Origin of the sequence: Klebsiella sp. M5al, from assembly GCF_002090195.1 — a bacterium.
In the GTDB taxonomy this organism is placed as follows: domain Bacteria; phylum Pseudomonadota; class Gammaproteobacteria; order Enterobacterales; family Enterobacteriaceae; genus Klebsiella; species Klebsiella grimontii.
On the sequence record NZ_CP020657.1, the window covers coordinates 4,076,139 to 4,092,992 of the forward strand.

Below are 16,854 nucleotides of genomic sequence, written 5' to 3' on the forward strand. Positions count from 1 at the left end.
CAGGAGCTTAAGAGAAAAGCGTAGTTCATTTAGGGCGGAGCGGAAAAAGAAAAGGCCGATTAATCGGCCTTTAGGATAACGGAAAGCGTGTTCCCGGGCTGCGACTGGCGCCTTACCCGGGCGACAAATCGCCATTACAGCAGTTCAAACTCGCTCTGCTTCACGCGGGCGGAATCGACGCCGATAAAGACGTTGAATTTACCCGGCTCGGCGTCGTACTTCATCTGCTGGTTCCAGAACTTCAGCGCCTCAACGTCAATCGGGAAGCTGACGGTTTGCGTCTCGCCCGGCTTAAGGGTCACCTTTTTAAAGCCGCGCAGCATTTTCACCGGACGGCTCATGGAAGCGGTAACGTCCTGCAGATAAAGCTGAATCACCGTCGCCCCTTCGCGCTTGCCGGTATTGGTCACCTGCACGCTGGCGGTCACTTTGCCGTCACGTTGCAGGGTCGGCGCCGACATTTTCACGTCGGAAACGCTAAAGGTGGTGTAGCTGAGGCCGTAGCCAAACGGATAGAGCGGACCGTTGGCCTCGTCAAAGTAGCGCGAGGTGTACTTGTTCGGCTTATCCGCATTGTACGGACGACCGGTGTTGAGATGGCTGTAGTAGGTGGGGATCTGCCCAACCGAGCGCGGGAAGGACATCGGCAGCTTGCCCGACGGGTTGTAGTCGCCGAACAGCACATCGGCAATCGCGTTACCGCCTTCGGTACCGGCAAACCAGGTTTCGAGGATCGCATCGGCCTGCTGATCTTCTTTCACCAGCGCCAGCGGACGGCCGTTCATCAGCACCAGCACCAACGGCTTGCCGGTCGCCTTCAGCGCGCTAATCAGGGCGCGCTGGCTCGGCGGCAGGGTGATGTCGGTGCGGCTGGAGGCTTCGTGGGCCATGCCCTGCGCCTCGCCCACCACGGCAACCACCACGTCAGACTGCTTCGCCGCCGCCACCGCTTCGTCAATCATCTCCTGCGGCGAGCGCGAGTCAACCTGCACCGCTTTCTCATACAGATTGAGGAAGTCGACGATGCCTTTATCGTCGGTCACGTTGGCGCCTTTGGCAAAGATAATCTTGCCTTTGTCGCCCAGCGCGTTCTGCATACCGGTCAGCACGGTCACCGACTGACCGGCAACGCCCGCCGCCGACCAGCTGCCCATCATGTCGCGCTTGCTGTCGGCCAGGGCGCCGATCACCGCGATAGTGCCCGATTTTTTCAGCGGCAGCGTATCGAGACGGTTTTTCAGCAGCACCAGGCTTTCGCGCGCCACTTCGCGCGCTTCTTTGCGATGCAGGCGGCTTTCGGCGTTGGTATCCTGCGGATCGGAATCTTTCGGCCCCAGGTGGCTGTAGGGGTCGTTAAACAGGCCCATATCGTATTTGACGTTCAGCACGTGGCGGGTCGCGTCATCCAGCTCCGCCATCGTCACCTTCCCGGACTTCACCAGCCCGGGCAGATACTTGCTGTAGTACTCGTCGCTCATGCTCATGTTGATGCCGGACTTCAGCGCCACGCGTACCGCGTCTTCCGGGTCCGACGCCACGCCGTGTTTAATCAGCTCCTTGATGGCCCCATGGTCGGAGACGGTGATGCCTTTAAAGCCCCACTGGTCGCGCAGCACGTCCTTGAGCAGCCAGGCGTCGGAGGTCGCCGGGGTGCCGTTAAGCGAGTTAAGGGCCACCATGACCGCGCCGCTGCCCGCATCCAGCCCCGCTTTGTACGGCGGCATATAGTCGTTGAACAGGCGCTGCGGACTCATATCAACGGTGTTGTACTCTTTGCCGCCTTCGACCGCGCCGTAGGCCGCAAAGTGCTTGACGCTGGTCATCACCGAGTAGCGATCGGCCGGGCTTTTCCCCTGCATCGACTCCACCATCGCCCTGCCCATCTCGGTAGTCAGGTAGGTATCTTCCCCGAATCCTTCCGAGGCGCGGCCCCAGCGCGGGTCACGGGAGACGTCGACCATCGGCGCCCAGGTCATGTTCAGGCCATCATCGGCCGCTTCATACGCCGATACTCGCCCGACGGTATTCACCGCGTCGAGGTTAAAAGAGGAGGCCAGACCAAGGCTAATCGGGAAAACGGTGCGCTGACCGTGGAGCACGTCATAGGCGAAAAACAGCGGAATTTTCAGGCGGCTGAGTTCCATCACCTGATCCTGCATAGTGCGGATATCATGGCGGGTCACGGTGTTAAAAATCGCCCCCACCTGACCTTCTTTGATCATTTCGCGGATGGCCTCTTTCGGGTTATCCGGGCCGACGCTAATTAAGCGCAGCTGACCGATTTTTTCATCCACCGTCATTTTCGTCAGCAGTTCCGTCACAAACGCATCCCGCGCCTGCGGCGTTAGAGGATGATTGCCGAACAATTCATCCGCCAGCGCGGGTTGCAGCGCCAGGCTCACAGCGACGCCTACAGTACAAAGCCATTTCATTTTTATCCCTCATTGTTCCAGTCGACCAGATCGGCGAAAAGATAGCAAAAGTCGAAGTCTGCCATAAACATAAACGAGACGCCTGAATAAAGCGCGCGTTGTTCTCTGATTTTTCGAAACATTGATGCATCAAATTGTCATACAAAGCGCTATTCTTATTTTTGATAATTTTGTACCACCACAAGGAGTGGAACATGTCATCTGCAACAACCAATAACAACGCTTTTCTGGCTGAACTCACCCGTCTGGTCGGCTCGTCCCATCTGCTCACCGACCCGGCTAAAACCCAGCGCTACCGTAAAGGCTTTCGCTCCGGCCAGGGCGACGCGCTGGCGGTGGTCTTTCCCGGTACGCTGCTGGAGCTGTGGCGCGTGCTGAACGCCTGCGTCAACGCCGACAAAATCATTCTGATGCAGGCGGCCAACACCGGCCTGACCGAAGGCTCAACGCCGAACGGCAACGATTATGACCGCGATATCGTGATTATCAGCACTCTGCGCCTGGATAAACTGCATCTGCTGGATAAAGGCGAGCAGGTGCTGGCTTATCCCGGCACGACGCTCTATTCGCTGGAAAAAGCGCTGAAGCCGCTGGGCCGCGAGCCGCACTCGGTCATTGGTTCATCCTGCATCGGGGCATCGGTGGTCGGCGGGATCTGCAACAACTCCGGCGGCTCGCTGGTCCAGCGCGGCCCGGCGTACACCGAAATGTCGCTGTATGCGCAAATCGATGAAAACGGCAAGCTCAGCCTGGTGAACCACCTCGGCATCGACCTCGGCACGACGCCGGAGCAAATTCTTAGCCGCCTCGACGACGAGCGGGTTAAAGATGAAGATGTCCGCCACGACGGTCGCCACGCCCACGATCATGATTACGTCACCCGCGTGCGCGACGTGAATGCCGATACCCCAGCGCGCTACAACGCCGACCCGGACCGCCTGTTTGAATCCTCGGGCTGCGCCGGCAAGCTGGCGGTGTTCGCCGTGCGCCTCGATACCTTCCCGGCGGCAAAACGCCAGCAGGTCTTCTACATCGGCACCAACCGCCCGGAAGTGCTGACCGAAATTCGCCGCCATATTCTCGCCGAATTCAACCATCTGCCGGTGGCGGGCGAGTACATGCATCGCGATATTTACGATATCGCCGAGCAGTACGGGAAAGATACCTTCCTGATGATCGACAAGCTCGGCACCGATAAAATGCCGTTCTTCTTTACCATGAAGGGCCGCACCGACGCGATGCTGGAGAAAGTGTCGCTGTTTAAGCCGCACTTCACCGACCGCTTTATGCAAAAGCTGGGTCACGTCTTCCCGGCGCATCTGCCGGAGCGAATGAAAACCTGGCGCGATAAATACGAACACCATCTGCTGCTGAAGATGGCGGGCGACGGCATTGAAGAAGCCCAGGCCTGGCTCGGGGAGTATTTTAAGAACGCCGAAGGCGATTTCTTCGTCTGCACCGCGGAAGAAGGCAGCAAAGCCTTTCTGCACCGCTTTGCCGCCGCGGGCGCGGCGATCCGCTACCAGGCGGTTCACGCCGATGAAGTGGAAGATATTCTGGCGCTGGACATCGCCCTGCGCCGTAACGATACCGACTGGTTTGAGCATCTTCCCGCCGATATCGATAGCCAGCTGGTGCATAAGCTCTATTACGGCCACTTTATGTGCCACGTTTTCCATCAGGATTACATCGTGAAAAAAGGCGTCGATGCCCACGAACTGAAAGAGAAAATGCTGGTGCTGCTGAAGGAGCGCGGCGCTCAGTATCCGGCCGAGCATAACGTCGGCCATCTGTATGAAGCGCCGGAAAGCTTAAAACGCTTTTATCGCGAAAACGATCCCACCAACAGCATGAATCCGGGGATCGGTAAAACCAGTAAGCAAAAATACTGGGGCGAAGCGCCGGATAAAACGACAAGCGCCGCCGACCCGCAATAATCCGCACGGGGGACTGTTCAGCCCCGGGGCTTCTGTATTACGCTGCACGCCGGAGAATTCTCCTCTCCGGCAAACCCGTTTAAGGAACCCACCCATCATGTCCGCAGTGGATAAGCTACATGACGCTGACTTAGAGATCCGCGAAGCGCTGCCCGATGACGCCCACGCCATCGCTGCGCTGTACGTCTGGCACGTGCTCAATGGACGCGCCTCGTTTGAAGAGATCCCGCCAACCGTCGATGAGATGCGTAAACGTATCAAAACCGTGCGCGATAGCGGTCTGCCGTGGCTGGTTGCCCTGTGGCGCGGCACCATCGTCGGCTACTGCTACGCCACCTTTTACCGCCCGCGTCCGGCCTATCGCTACACGCTTGAAGAGTCGATTTACGTTGAGGCGGGAATGGGCGGACGCGGTATTGGCAGCGCCCTGCTCTCGCGGCTAATTGAGAAATGCGAACAGGGACCGTGGCGGCAGATGCTGGCGATTATCGGCGACGGGCATAGCAACGCCGGGTCGATTGCGATTCATAAAAAGTTCGGTTTTAGCGTGGCGGGACAGCTGCGCAGCGTCGGCTATAAGATGGGCGACTGGCGGGATACCCTGATTATGCAGCGCCCGCTCGGCGATGGCGACTGGACGCTGCCGGAGTAGCCTCTCGGCGTAGTGGGTAAGCGGTAGCCCGGACAGGCGCGCCGGCGCCGCCTCCGGGAAAATCCCCCGGCTCGCGCTGCGCTTAGCCGGGCTACAGGTATCCAGCGTTCTGCGCGCCGCAATCCGGGGAAATGGGGGTTAATCGTTCTGCGCGGTCTGCGCGCCGCCTTTCAGCATCGCATCGGCCATCTGCGCTTCACGCTGCTTTTTATAGCTGAGCGCGGAAGCCGGAACCGGCATCACTTTTCCCGTTTCAATCCACGTTCTCAGACGGCTGGCGTCGGCAAAGTGGGTATATTTGCCAAACGCATCCATCACCACCAGCGCCACCGGGCGCTGATTAATCACCGTCCGCATAATCAGGCAGTGGCCCGCCGCGTTAGTAAAGCCGGTCTTGGTCAGCTGAATATTCCAGTTGTCGCGGTAGACCAGATGGTTGGTATTGCGGAACGGCAGCGTATAGGCCGGATGGGCGAACGTCGCCATATCCTCTTTGGTGGTGCTCAGTTGGCCAATCAGCGGATACTGTTCGCTGGCGATCAGCAGCTTAGTCAGATCGCGGGCGGTAGAGACGTTATGAATCGACAGGCCGGTAGGCTCGACGTAACGGGTACGGGTCATCCCCAGCGCCTGCGCCTTGGCGTTCATCGCGCGGATAAACGCGTCGTAGCCGCCCGGATAATGGTGCGCCAGGCTGGCGGCGGCGCGGTTTTCCGACGACATCAGCGCCAGCAGCAGCATATTGCGGCGGCTGATTTGGCTGTTCAGGCGCACGCGCGAATAGATCCCTTTCATCTCAGGCGTCTGGCTGATATCAACGGTCAGCATTTCATCAAGAGGCAGATGGGCGTCAAGCACCACCATCGCGGTCATCACCTTAGTGATCGACGCCATCGGGCGAACCAGATCCGGCTGGCTGGCATAGATGATTTTTTTGCTGGCAAGATCGACGATCATCGCGCTGCCGGAAGCGATATCCGGCTGGGAGGCGGTCACCGCCGTGGAAGTTTTAGCCATCGCCTGGGGCGCAAAAGGCACAGCCAGCAGCAACGTCAGGCTGAGCAAAGAAACTCGAAATTTGGTCATCGTGAACATTCTGAAAAGTATTTTTGCACGTTATAAACGTACGCCGCGGCGCTGGGGATAACACCGCTGGCAAAAATCATCATACCCTGTCAGAACGCGAGCTGGCTAATAAGAATCGTGAACAAATGCTGCATTGCCGACATAAAAATCTATTTATGCCGGCAATGAGTTAAATCAGAAGAGTCGGTAGCCGTATCCCCAGAGAATGACGGTGATAGCCAGCAGCACTTCCAGCACCAGCACCCCGATCGCCAGGGTCGAGCTGGCGAAGCTCAGCCCCTCTTCTTTATTGATGCCAAGGAAAGTCGGAATACCGAGATACAGCAGATAGCCGGTATAAAGCAGCGCAACGGTTCCCACCAGCGCGCACAGCCACACCAGCGGATAGAGCGCCACGAGCCCGCTAAGGAAAAGCGGCGTGGCGACATAGCCGGCGAAAACCATACAGCGCTTAAGCGATGGCCGCTGCGGATAGCTTCGTGCCATCCACCAGATAACCCGCCCCATCACCGCCACCCCGGCGAGCATCACGGCATAAAACAGCACCGCCAGGGCCAGCCCGGTCATCAGCGACAGTTTTACCACCGTGCCGTCGCCGAAATTCCAGCCCAGCTGCGTGGTGCCAATAAAGGCGCAGATAACCGGAACCGCCGCCATGACCAGCACATGGTGCGTATAGTGATGCGAAACGGTTTCGTTTTCGCTTTTAATAACGCTCATCTCTTGATTAGGATGAGAGAAGAGCCCCCAGACATGGTTCATAGCGTCCCCCTTGTCACGGCGTGGTACAGCACTGATCCAAGTATAATTCACCTTGTAGATTATTTTGTGTACAGCGATAAAAATGCGCTTCCCCCGCATTTTTAGCATCAGGGTGTATGATTAAGGGACTGACGTTTTATGGAGTTAATCTTTATATGGATATCAATAACCTGATTTCCCAGTACGGCTACGCGGCGCTGGTCATTGGCAGCATGGCGGAAGGCGAAACCATCACGCTGCTCGGCGGCGTGGCGGCACATCAGGGATTATTGAAGTTCTGGCTGGTGGTTATTTCGGTCGCCCTCGGGGGCATGATTGGCGATCAGCTGCTTTATTTGCTCGGCAGGCGCTTTGGCGGACGGATCCTGCGGCGGTTTGCGCGCCAGAAAAAACGGATCCAGAAGGCCCAGCGGATGATCCAACGGCGTCCTTATCTGTTCGTCATCGGTACCCGCTTTATGTACGGCTTTCGGGTTATCGGCCCGCTGTTAATTGGCGCCAGCCGCCTGCCGCCGAAGGTGTTTCTGCCGCTGAATATTGTCGGCGCGATTATCTGGGCGTTAATTTTTACCACGCTCGGCTATCTCGGCGGCGAAGCGATCGGCCCGTGGCTGCATCATCTGGACGCGCATCTGAAACACTGGATCTGGCTGATTCTGGCGGTGGCGCTGGTGGTTGCGGCGCACTGGTGGCTAAAACACCGCGAGGCAAAGAAGAAAGAGTGACGAGAGTTCCCGGATGGCGGCGTAAACGCCATATCCGGGCTACAAACTCCACAGACCACGTAATCTGTAGCCCGGCTAAGCGCAGCGCGAGCCGGGGAAACAGGACTACTTCGCCGCCTGATGATACCCGCCGCCCAGCGCGGAGGTCAGCTGAATGCTGGCATCAAGCCACTGGCCGCGCAGGCGCAGCGCGGTGACGCGCTCCTGCAGCGCCGGCAGCTTCGCCAGGCTGACGCGCGAGCCGGAAATAATCCCGGCATTCATCCGCGCCTGGGCCAGCGCGACCATCCGCTGAGCATCTTTTTCAACCTGCTGCTGCTGCTGCTGATTTTTCGCCATCAGCGTTTCCATCTGGCTGGCGGTTTTCGCCACCTGATTCACCGCATCGACCACCGCTTTGTTGTACTTCGCTATCGACAGGGCATTTTGCGCGCTGGCGATATCCAGATTCGCGTTCAGGCGGCCGCTATCAAAGATCGGCAGGGTCAGCCCGGCGGTGACGCCCATCTGCTGGGCAGAGTGGCGGAACAGATCGCTGAGATGCAGGGCATCCTGCTGCAAGAAGGCCATCAAGTTGATATCCGGATAAAACGCGGCTTTCGCGGCATCCACTTCGCTTAATGAAGCTTCGATATACCAGTGCGCGACCTGCAGGTCCGGGCGTCGCGCCAGCAGCTCATAGCCCAGTTGGTTGGGCATTTGCGCGCTGACGGCGGGTAAATCCGCCGGATGAAGATTCAGCGCCTGGCTCTGGCTGTTGGTCAGCGCCATCAGCCGCGCTTCGATCTCTTTCATATTGCCCGCTACGTCGGCGAGCTGCTGATCGGTTTTACTGACGTTAATATCGTTCTCTGCCCCTTCGGCCGAGTTGGTGATCCCGCGCTGGTACAGCGCAGTATCCACGGTAACGACATTATTCTGTTCGCGCTTCACCTGCGTCAGCACGTTTTTAATGGCCGCTTCGGTCTGCCACTGCCAGTAAAGGCGAGCGACGCTGCCGGCCAGCAGTTCGCGGGTCTGGGCTTCTTCGGCGACCTGGGCTTTGACTTCACCGATGCGCGCTTTCAGCAGCGCGCGGTTTTTACCCCACAGGTCCAGATCCCATCCGGCGGTCAGTCCGAAGGTGCCGTTGGTGTACCACGGCCCGGTGTTGCCGTCGGTATCGGTGGCAAACGGCCCCATCAGCCCCTCGGAGGACATTTTCTGTCGTTCGATATCGGCGGAAAAATCCAGGTTCGGCCCCAGGCTGGATTGCGACATCCGCGCCTGCGCTTCCGCCAGCCTGATGCGTTGTTCGGCAATCTGCATGTCCGGCGCATTGGCTAAGGCACGCTGAATCAGGCTATTGAGCTGCGGGTCATGGTAATCCTGCCACCAGTTGCTCTGCGGCCAGCCGTTTTTTACGGCGGCGGGCAATTCCATTGCGACGTGGGATGCCGGGGTCTGCTGCTGGAGCGGCTTGCCAGTATCGTGCGATGGCGCGCAGCCCGCCAGCGCGATAACCAGTGGCAGGCCAGCCAACGCGCGTTTGCTCAAAGTCAGGTTCATGAAATCGGTCAGGTGATTAAATAAGGTCGGGTATATTAAGCTACTTGCATCATTGCCGTTTAGTAAAGCGTGTGCCGTAACTATTAGCAGGCTAAAAATAAACTTCTCATGGAGTGATAATGAGTCAGAACATCTATGACGATCCCGCTTTTTTTGCCGGATACGCCACCCTCGATCGTTCGGTAAAAGGGCTGGAGGGTGCGCCGGAGTGGCCAACCCTTCAGCAAATGCTTCCACCGTTATCCGGTTTACGCGTCGTCGATCTTGGCTGCGGCTACGGCTGGTTTTGCCGCTGGGCCCGGGATCAGGGCGCCGCGCAGGTGGACGGGCTGGATCTCTCCAGCCGAATGCTGGAGCGCGCCCGCGAAATGACGGAGGGCGAAGGTATTCGCTATCGCTGCGAAGATCTCCAGACGCTTACCCTGCCCGCCGATAGCTGCGAGCTGGTCTATAGCTCGCTGGCGCTGCACTATCTGCCCGACGTCGCGCCCCTGTTCGCCACCGTTTACCGGGCGCTGACGCCTGGCGGCACGCTGCTGTTCTCCGCCGAACATCCCATCTACACCGCCCCGCCTCAGCAGGGCTGGCAGGTGGATGAGAACGGGCAGAAAAGTTGGCCGGTGAGCCACTACCAGCAGGAGGGCGAGCGCATCAGCAACTGGTTTGCCGACGGAGTGAAAAAACAGCACCGCAAGCTGTCCAGCTGGATAAACCTGCTGGTGGCCGCCGGTTTTATCATTGAGCATCTGGATGAGTGGGGACCGACGGCGGAGCAGATTGCCGCTCAGCCGGCGCTGGATGAAGAAAAAGAGCGGCCGATGATTTTTCTGCTGCGCGCGCGTAAGCCGGCGTAATACGCAAAATGGCCCGGAGGTTATCCGGGCCGAGGGTTTTAGCTACTGTCGCGCATTTCTGCCGGGTGGCGGTTAGCCGACGCAACCTCCAGACGATTACTCTTTTAAGCTGCCGCCGTTAGTGGCAATGACCTCTTTATACCACCAGAAGCTCTTCTTGCGACTGCGCGCCAGGGTGCCGTTGCCGTCATCGTCGCGATCGACATAGATAAAGCCATAGCGTTTGGACATCTCCGCCTTCGACGCGCTCACCAGGTCAATAGGCCCCCAGCTGGTGTAGCCCATCAGCTCAACGCCGTCCTCGATTGCCTCACGAACCTGCACCAGATGGTCGTTAAGATAGCTGATCCGGTAATCGTCGTTGATGCTGCCGTCGGCTTCCACCTTATCCTTGGCGCCCAGGCCGTTTTCCACGATAAACAGCGGCTTCTGATAGCGATCCCACAGCACGTTCAGCAGCGTGCGCAGACCGAGCGGGTCAATCTGCCAGCCCCATTCCGAGCTTGCCAGGTGCGGGTTCGGCACCATGCTGAGAATATTGCCGCGCGCTTTTTTGTTCAGCTCTTCGTCGGCGGTCACGCAGCCGGTCATATAGTAGCTGAAGGAGATAAAGTCGACGGTCTCTTTCAGGGCGGCGCGGTCGGCATCGGTGATGTCGAGGTTAATGCCGTTGTCGCGGAAATAGCGCAGCATATAGCCCGGGTAAGCGCCGCGGCACTGGACATCGCCAAAGAACTGCCAGCTACGGTTCTGCTGCAGGGTTTCAAAAATATCGTCCGGTTTGCAGCTGAGCGGATACATCAGGCCGCCGAGCAGCATATTGCCGATTTTGCCCTCAGGCACGATGTCATGGCAGGCCTTAGCCGCCAGCGCGCTCGCCACCAGCTGATGGTGAATAGCCTGGTAGACTTCCGCTTTGCTGCTGTCAGCCGGCAGACCGACGCCGGTCATCGGCGCGTGCAGGGACATATTGATTTCATTGAAGGTCAGCCACAGTTTGACCTTCGCCTGGTAGCGCTCGAACACCGTACGGGCGTAGCGCTCGAAGAAGCCAATCACTTTGCGATTGCCCCAGCCGCCGTAGTTTTTCACCAGCGCCCACGGCATCTCATAGTGGGACAGGGTTACCAGCGGAGTAATATTGTGCTTCGCCATTTCATCAAACAGCTTATCGTAGAAGGCCAGCCCGGCTTCGTTTGGCTGCGCCTCATCGCCGTGGGGGAAAATACGCGCCCAGGCAATCGATACGCGCAGGCAGTTAAAGCCCATCTCGGCAAAGAGGCTGATATCTTCCGGATAACGGTGGTAAAAATCGATGGCGATATCCTTAATGCCGCTATCGCCGGGCACGCGTTCTACCACATCGCCAAATACGCCGCGCGGCTGGACGTCAGAAGTGGTTAATCCCTTCCCGTCTTCCAGATAAGCGCCTTCAACCTGGTTTGCCGCGGTCGCGCCGCCCCATAAAAACGCCTGTGGGAATGTCTTCATTCATCTCTCTCCTGTGATTAACGGCTTACGGACAACAGCGGCTGACCGGCATCCACCGCGCTGGCGGAGACCATGTCGAGAGTACGAAAATCGTCGCTGTTGCTGATAATAATGGGCGTCGCCAGATCATAGCCGGCGTCCAGAATCGCCTGGCGGTCAAACTCCAGCAGCAGGTCGCCCGCTTTGATTTTGTCACCCTCTTTTACATGGGCGGTGAACGGCGCGCCATCGAGCTTAACGGTGTCGATGCCAACGTGGATGAGCAGCTCAATGCCGCTGTCGCTCAGCAGACCGATGGCGTGTTTGGTTTGAAAAATGGAGGCGACTTCGCCCGAGAACGGCGCGATAACCTTGCCCACTGAGGGAATAATCGCCACGCCCTGGCCCAACAGGCCGCTGGCGAAGGTACTGTCAGGCACCTGATCCAGCGCCAGCACGCTGCCGGTCATCGGCGCCAGGATGTCGTTTTCCGAGGCCGGCGCCACGACAACCGCAGCCTGCTCAGCGCTGCTGCGCGGCAGCCCGGCGACGAGGGTAAGCACGCAGGCGATGATTAACGAGGCAAACATCCCCGCCGCGCCGCCCCACACCGTAGCGTCAATGCCCTCCGGCGGGATCATTTGCGCCAGGGTGAAAATGTTACCGAAACCAAAAGAGTAGACGTGGCTGTCGCTAAAACCAACCATCGCGCCGCCGATGGCGCCAGCAACGCAGCCGAAGATAAAGGGACGGCGTAAAGGCAGGTTCAGACCATAAATCGCCGGCTCGGTCACGCCAAAGATCCCGGCGGAAACCGCAGAACCCGCCAGCACTTTTTGCCGCGCATCGCGAGTGCGCAGGAAAATCCCCAGCGCGGCGCCCACCTGGCCCATCACCGCAGGCAGCAGCATCGGCATCATCGAATCATGGCCCAGCACGGCGAGGTTGTTAATCATTAACGGTATCAGGCCCCAGTGCAGCCCGAAGATAACGCATACCTGCCACAGCGCTCCCATCGCCGCTCCGGCAAGCCAGGGCGCAACCTGATAGATAAGCTGATAACCATTGGCCAGCAGCTGGCTCAGCCAGGTGGCTACGGGGCCGATAATCAGAAACGTGAGCGGTACGACGACGGCCAGGCAAATCGCCGGCGTGAAGAAGTTCTTCATCGAGGAAGGCAGTATCGCGTTGCTGCGTTTTTCAATCCAGCAGCTGACCCACGAGGCGAGGATAATCGGAATGACCGAGGAGCTGTAATTGATAAAGGTCACCGGAATACCGAGGAAATACTCCGTCGCGGCGCCGGGAGCCATGCTGGCGTCAAACGCTTGAATCATCAGCGGATGAGTTAACGCGCCGCCGATCACCATGGTAATAAAGGGGTTGCCGCCAAATTTCTTGCCTGCGGTATAGCCGAGAAACAGCGGGAAAAAGAAGAACAGCGCATCGCTGGCGGCAAACCAGATTTTATAGGTCGCCTGCTGCGTCGTTAACCAGCCGCAAACCACCGCCAGCGCCAGCAAGCCTTTGAGGATCCCCGAGGCCGCCAGGACGCCGATAAACGGGGTGAAAATACCGGAAACAATGTCGATAAGCTGGCCGATAAGCGACACTTTTTCGCCTTTTACCGCCACCGGCTCACTGTCATCCGTCAGGCCGGCTTCGCTGCGCACCGCCAGCCAGACATCGTGCACGTGATTACCGATAACCACCTGAAACTGGCCGCCGCTTTCGACGACCATAATGACGCCAGGGTTCGCCTTCAGTCCTTCGGCATCCGCCTTCTTGCTATCTTTGAGCTTAAAACGCAGCCGTGTAGCGCAGTGAACCAGACTCACAATATTCTCTCTGCCGCCTACCCGAGTGAGAATATCCTGCGCGAGTGCTTTATATTCCATGCTGTTTTTCCTTACTTCCGCTGCCCGCAGGCATCGTTAACTGAGTATTAAAAATAAAAAAACCCGAGAACAACGCCGTGTAGGCGTTGCGCTCAGGTTTTGCCTGCGTAATGCAGTAACAATCCAGTTGTAGCGCGGGAGCTATGCGCCAGGCCCTATCGGCGCTTAGCGTCCCTCTTTTCTCACCCGCTCAATATGAATGGCGAGAAACATAATCTCTTCCGTCGTCAGTGGCCGCTGGTAGCTCTTTTGCAGGTGCCGGGCGACGGTTTCCGCACACTTCCACGCTTTAGGGTAGTTATCCTTTACCGCGCTGTGCAGCGTCACATCATCATCTTCGACCACCGTTCGCGTCAGCATGCGCTGGGCGAAAAACTTGAGGTGGGTGACAAAGCGCTGGTAGCTCAGCGACTCTTCGTCGTAGTTCAGCGTCAGCTGATACTTCACCAGTTGCAGGATCTCCTGCATGACCCGGGTCACGTGCATCACTTCCGGCATTTCGCTGTTGAGCTGCGCCGTGACCAGATGCAGGGCGATAAAACCCGCTTCATCTTCGGCCAGTTCAACCCCGAGCCTTTTGCTGACGATCGCCCGCGCCTCCTGCCCTAACTCAAACTCCTTCGGATACAGCCGCTTTATTTCCCACAGCAGCACATTCCGAATGGCGATGCCCTTCTTCTGCCGCTCAATCGCAAAGTGGCAGTGGTCGGTCAGGGTAATGTACAAACTATCCTGTAACTTACCGAGACGACCGCGCGCCAGATCGATGATCCGATCGCAGGTGGTCATCACTTCTAACGGTATCTGACTGAGTAATTCACCTAAACGGCCAACCAGTTCATCGCTCTGCAGCGCGAAGACCTTTTCAATTTTACTTTCATCAAGAGAGTCACCAACGCGTTTTTGAAAGGCAAGTCCTCGGCCCATGACTACCTGTTCACGCTGCTGCTCATCAACAACCACCACTACATTATTATTAAGGACTTTGGCGATTTGCATATGAACCCCAAAAACAAAAAAACCTGACCCCGACGGATGCCAGGAAATCAGGTTTTGCCTGCCGGAGCAGTAACAATCGGTAGTGAGTATTTCACTGTCCGCCGGGTAATCTCAATGGGACAAGCCAAAAATTGTGATGTAGGTCAGATAGTTTAGCTACGCCAGTCGTTAATCGTGCGCGCAATGCTGGTTGAATCCTGTAGGGTGCGCACCGCGCTGAACAGCTCAGCAGCCTCAAGGTATTCTTTACGCAAATAGCTCAGCCACTGTTTGATACGCGCGACGTGATAAAGACCGGTGTCGCCCTGCTTTTCCAGGCGGGTATATTTTTGCAGCAGTTCGACCACCTGCGGCCAGGGCATACGTGGTTCGTTATATTTTATCACCCGGCTCAGGTTTGGAACGTTCAGGGCGCCGCGGCCAATCATCACCGAGTCGCAGCCGGTCGCGGCCAGGCAATCCTGGGCGCTTTGCCAGTCCCAGATTTCACCGTTGGCCACCACCGGAATAGTCAGGCGCTGACGGATTTCGCCGATGGCCTGCCAGTCGATGCGCTCCGCTTTATAGCCGTCCTCTTTGGTGCGGCCGTGCACCACCAGCTCGCTGGCGCCCGCCTGCTGGACCGCATCGGCAATTTCAAATCGCCGCTCGCCGCTGTCCCAGCCAAGCCGTACTTTTACCGTGACCGGCAGATGGGTGGGAACCGCCTCGCGCATCGCTTTCGCGCCGCGATAGATAAGCTCAGGGTCTTTCAGCAGCGTCGCCCCGCCGCCGCTGCCGTTCACCAGCTTTGACGGGCAGCCGCAGTTGAGGTCAACGCCCCAGGAACCGAGCTCGACCGCGCGAGCGGCGTTTTCCGCCAGCCACTGCGGATACTGCCCGAGCAGCTGCACGCGCACGCGGGTGCCGGACGGCGTCAGGCTGTTGTTATGCAGTTCCGGACACAGCCTGTAGAACGATTTTACCGGCAGGAGCTGATCCACCACGCGCAAGAATTCGGTGATGCAGAGATCGTAATCATTCACTTCGGTCAGCAGCTCGCGCACCAGCGAATCGAGCACGCCTTCCATCGGCGCCAGTAATACACGCATATTGTTTATCATTGCCCGGAAAAAAGAGGCGCTATGTTAGCGCCTCTGGATGCGGGTTGAAAGGGGCCAATATCGGTTTTCCCGGCGGCGGCGCTGCTTCCCGGCTGGCGCTGCGTTTAGCCAGGCTACGCGACCACCGCTATCTGCGGGCCGGTAGCCCGGGTAAGGCGCCAGCCGCGCCCCGGGAAGTGCGCAGCCGCTTAACGCGCTTCCAGGCAGTTATCCTCTTTCCAGCCGTACAGCCACTCGATGCCGCGATAAAACTCGCTCTGGGTTTTGCCTTTCCACAGCAGATTGCGCACCTGACGCTCAACGCCGGCGGCGTGATAGACCCGCCCCATTTCCCGCGTCGACCAGACGATGCGCGCGGTACGCGGAATACGTACCGATTCATACAGCGCGAAAGCGCGGGCGGCGTCGCCGTCGCATTGCGCCAGCGCTTTACCCAGCGTCACCGCATCTTCCAGCGCCATACAGGCGCCCTGGGCCATATACTGCGCCACCGGATGCGCGGCATCGCCAACCAGCGTGATGCGGTCGTTGCCCCACTTCTCTACCGGCTCGCGGTCGGCGGTGGACCAGCGACGCCAGGAGGTCGGTTTGTCCAGCATCTGCCGGGGACGCGGGTGGATGCCTTTAAAGTAGGAGAGCACCTCTTCTTTACTGCCGTCGCGCACGCCCCACTCTTCCTGCTGCCGACTATGGAAGGTCACCACCAGGTTGTACTGCTTGCCGCCGCGCAGCGGATAATGCACCAGGTGGCAGTGCGGACCGGCCCACAGCACCGGCGCGTTGATGCGTAAATCGTCCGGCATATCGGCGGCGTCAACCACCGCGCGATAAACGACATGGCCGGTTACCCGCGGCGAATCGCCCAGCAGACTTTGGCGCACCACCGACTTACCGCCGTCGCAGCCGATCAGAATATCCGCCGTCCAGCTGTTGCCTTTATCATCAAACACCGTCACGTCATCGGCGGTCTGGCGGATATCCACTACCTGCGTCGAAGTACGGTACTCGACGGCCGGATGGGTCAGCGCCGCCTCCCAGACGGTGGCGTGGATATCCACCCGATGGATCACCGCATAGGGTCCGCCAAAATGGTCGCGGAAGGCCTGTCCGGTCTCAATATGCACCACCTCTTCGCCGTTGACCGCATCCATCATGGTGATATGGTCGGTAAACACCGCGCGCTGGCGGGCGACTTCGCCGACGCCGAGGCTGTCGAGCGCCGAGAATGCGTTTGGACCCAACTGGATCCCGGCGCCGATTTCGCCGATTTCATGCGCCTTTTCCAGCAGCATCACTTTGATGCCCTGGCGCGCCAGAGAGAGCGCCGTGGCCGCTCCGCCAATACCGCCGCCGACAATAATTGCTCGCATCACTTTTGCCATGTTGCC

12 protein-coding genes and 1 pseudogene are annotated in these 16,854 nt (G+C 58.5%); 4 read left to right on the forward strand and 9 right to left on the reverse strand.

What is annotated here, in order from left to right; translation table 11 throughout:
- Positions 1-134 precede the first annotated feature (134 nt).
- Entirely contained in the window at positions 135-2,432 is a 2,298-nt protein-coding gene (gene bglX, locus BWI76_RS19510) for a beta-glucosidase BglX (protein ID WP_004138580.1), read from the reverse strand.
- A 194-nt stretch (positions 2,433-2,626) separates the two neighbouring features.
- Between bglX and dld the strand changes: the two genes are divergently transcribed.
- Positions 2,627-4,369 carry a D-lactate dehydrogenase gene (gene dld / locus BWI76_RS19515; RefSeq protein ID WP_004138578.1) on the forward strand — a complete coding sequence of 581 codons (1,743 nt, stop codon included), beginning with the start codon at positions 2,627-2,629 and terminating at the stop codon, positions 4,367-4,369.
- A 97-nt stretch (positions 4,370-4,466) separates the two neighbouring features.
- Positions 4,467-5,021 (forward strand): GNAT family N-acetyltransferase, encoded by a 555-nt coding sequence (locus BWI76_RS19520; protein ID WP_004138576.1) that lies wholly within the window; start codon positions 4,467-4,469, stop codon positions 5,019-5,021.
- Between the two features lie 138 nt (positions 5,022-5,159).
- On the opposite strand, the gene pbpG is transcribed toward BWI76_RS19520, so the two are convergent.
- Entirely contained in the window at positions 5,160-6,107 is a 948-nt protein-coding gene (gene pbpG, locus BWI76_RS19525) for a D-alanyl-D-alanine endopeptidase (RefSeq protein ID WP_004138574.1), read from the reverse strand.
- Between the two features lie 174 nt (positions 6,108-6,281).
- Positions 6,282-6,869, reverse strand: a complete 588-nt coding sequence (locus BWI76_RS19530) for a Yip1 family protein (protein ID WP_004122818.1) — start codon at positions 6,867-6,869, stop codon at positions 6,282-6,284.
- A 155-nt stretch (positions 6,870-7,024) separates the two neighbouring features.
- On the opposite strand from BWI76_RS19530, the gene BWI76_RS19535 reads away from it, so the two are divergent.
- Positions 7,025-7,594 carry a DedA family protein gene (locus BWI76_RS19535; RefSeq protein ID WP_004138572.1) on the forward strand — a complete coding sequence of 190 codons (570 nt, stop codon included), beginning with the start codon at positions 7,025-7,027 and terminating at the stop codon, positions 7,592-7,594.
- Between the two features lie 105 nt (positions 7,595-7,699).
- On the opposite strand, the gene mdtQ is transcribed toward BWI76_RS19535, so the two are convergent.
- Positions 7,700-9,142: a multidrug resistance outer membrane protein MdtQ gene (gene mdtQ, locus BWI76_RS19540; RefSeq protein WP_084402804.1), complete on the reverse strand. Its 1,443-nt coding sequence runs from the start codon at positions 9,140-9,142 to the stop codon at positions 7,700-7,702.
- A gap of 119 nt (positions 9,143-9,261) precedes the next feature.
- Between mdtQ and BWI76_RS19545 the strand changes: the two genes are divergently transcribed.
- Positions 9,262-9,996: a class I SAM-dependent methyltransferase gene (locus BWI76_RS19545; RefSeq protein ID WP_004138568.1), complete on the forward strand. Its 735-nt coding sequence runs from the start codon at positions 9,262-9,264 to the stop codon at positions 9,994-9,996.
- Between the two features lie 96 nt (positions 9,997-10,092).
- Here the strand turns inward: BWI76_RS19545 and BWI76_RS19550 are convergent, their stop codons facing one another.
- The 5 genes and pseudogenes from BWI76_RS19550 to BWI76_RS19570 all read right to left on the reverse strand — a co-directional run bounded on the left by BWI76_RS19550 (position 10,093) and on the right by BWI76_RS19570 (position 16,848).
- Complete coding sequence (locus tag BWI76_RS19550; RefSeq protein ID WP_004138567.1) at positions 10,093-11,487, reverse strand: glycoside hydrolase family 1 protein; 1,395 nt, start codon at positions 11,485-11,487, stop codon at positions 10,093-10,095.
- A 17-nt stretch (positions 11,488-11,504) separates the two neighbouring features.
- Positions 11,505-13,476, reverse strand: a pseudogene (gene bglF / locus BWI76_RS19555) (PTS beta-glucoside transporter subunit IIABC).
- A gap of 53 nt (positions 13,477-13,529) precedes the next feature.
- Positions 13,530-14,363, reverse strand: coding sequence for a transcriptional antiterminator BglG (bglG, locus tag BWI76_RS19560; RefSeq protein WP_004122830.1), 834 nt, complete (start codon positions 14,361-14,363; stop codon positions 13,530-13,532).
- Between the two features lie 152 nt (positions 14,364-14,515).
- Positions 14,516-15,454 carry a tRNA dihydrouridine(16) synthase DusC gene (dusC, locus tag BWI76_RS19565; protein WP_004138551.1) on the reverse strand — a complete coding sequence of 313 codons (939 nt, stop codon included), beginning with the start codon at positions 15,452-15,454 and terminating at the stop codon, positions 14,516-14,518.
- A gap of 200 nt (positions 15,455-15,654) precedes the next feature.
- Positions 15,655-16,848 carry a 3-hydroxybenzoate 6-monooxygenase gene (locus tag BWI76_RS19570; protein ID WP_024359203.1) on the reverse strand — a complete coding sequence of 398 codons (1,194 nt, stop codon included), beginning with the start codon at positions 16,846-16,848 and terminating at the stop codon, positions 15,655-15,657.
- Positions 16,849-16,854 lie beyond the last annotated feature (6 nt).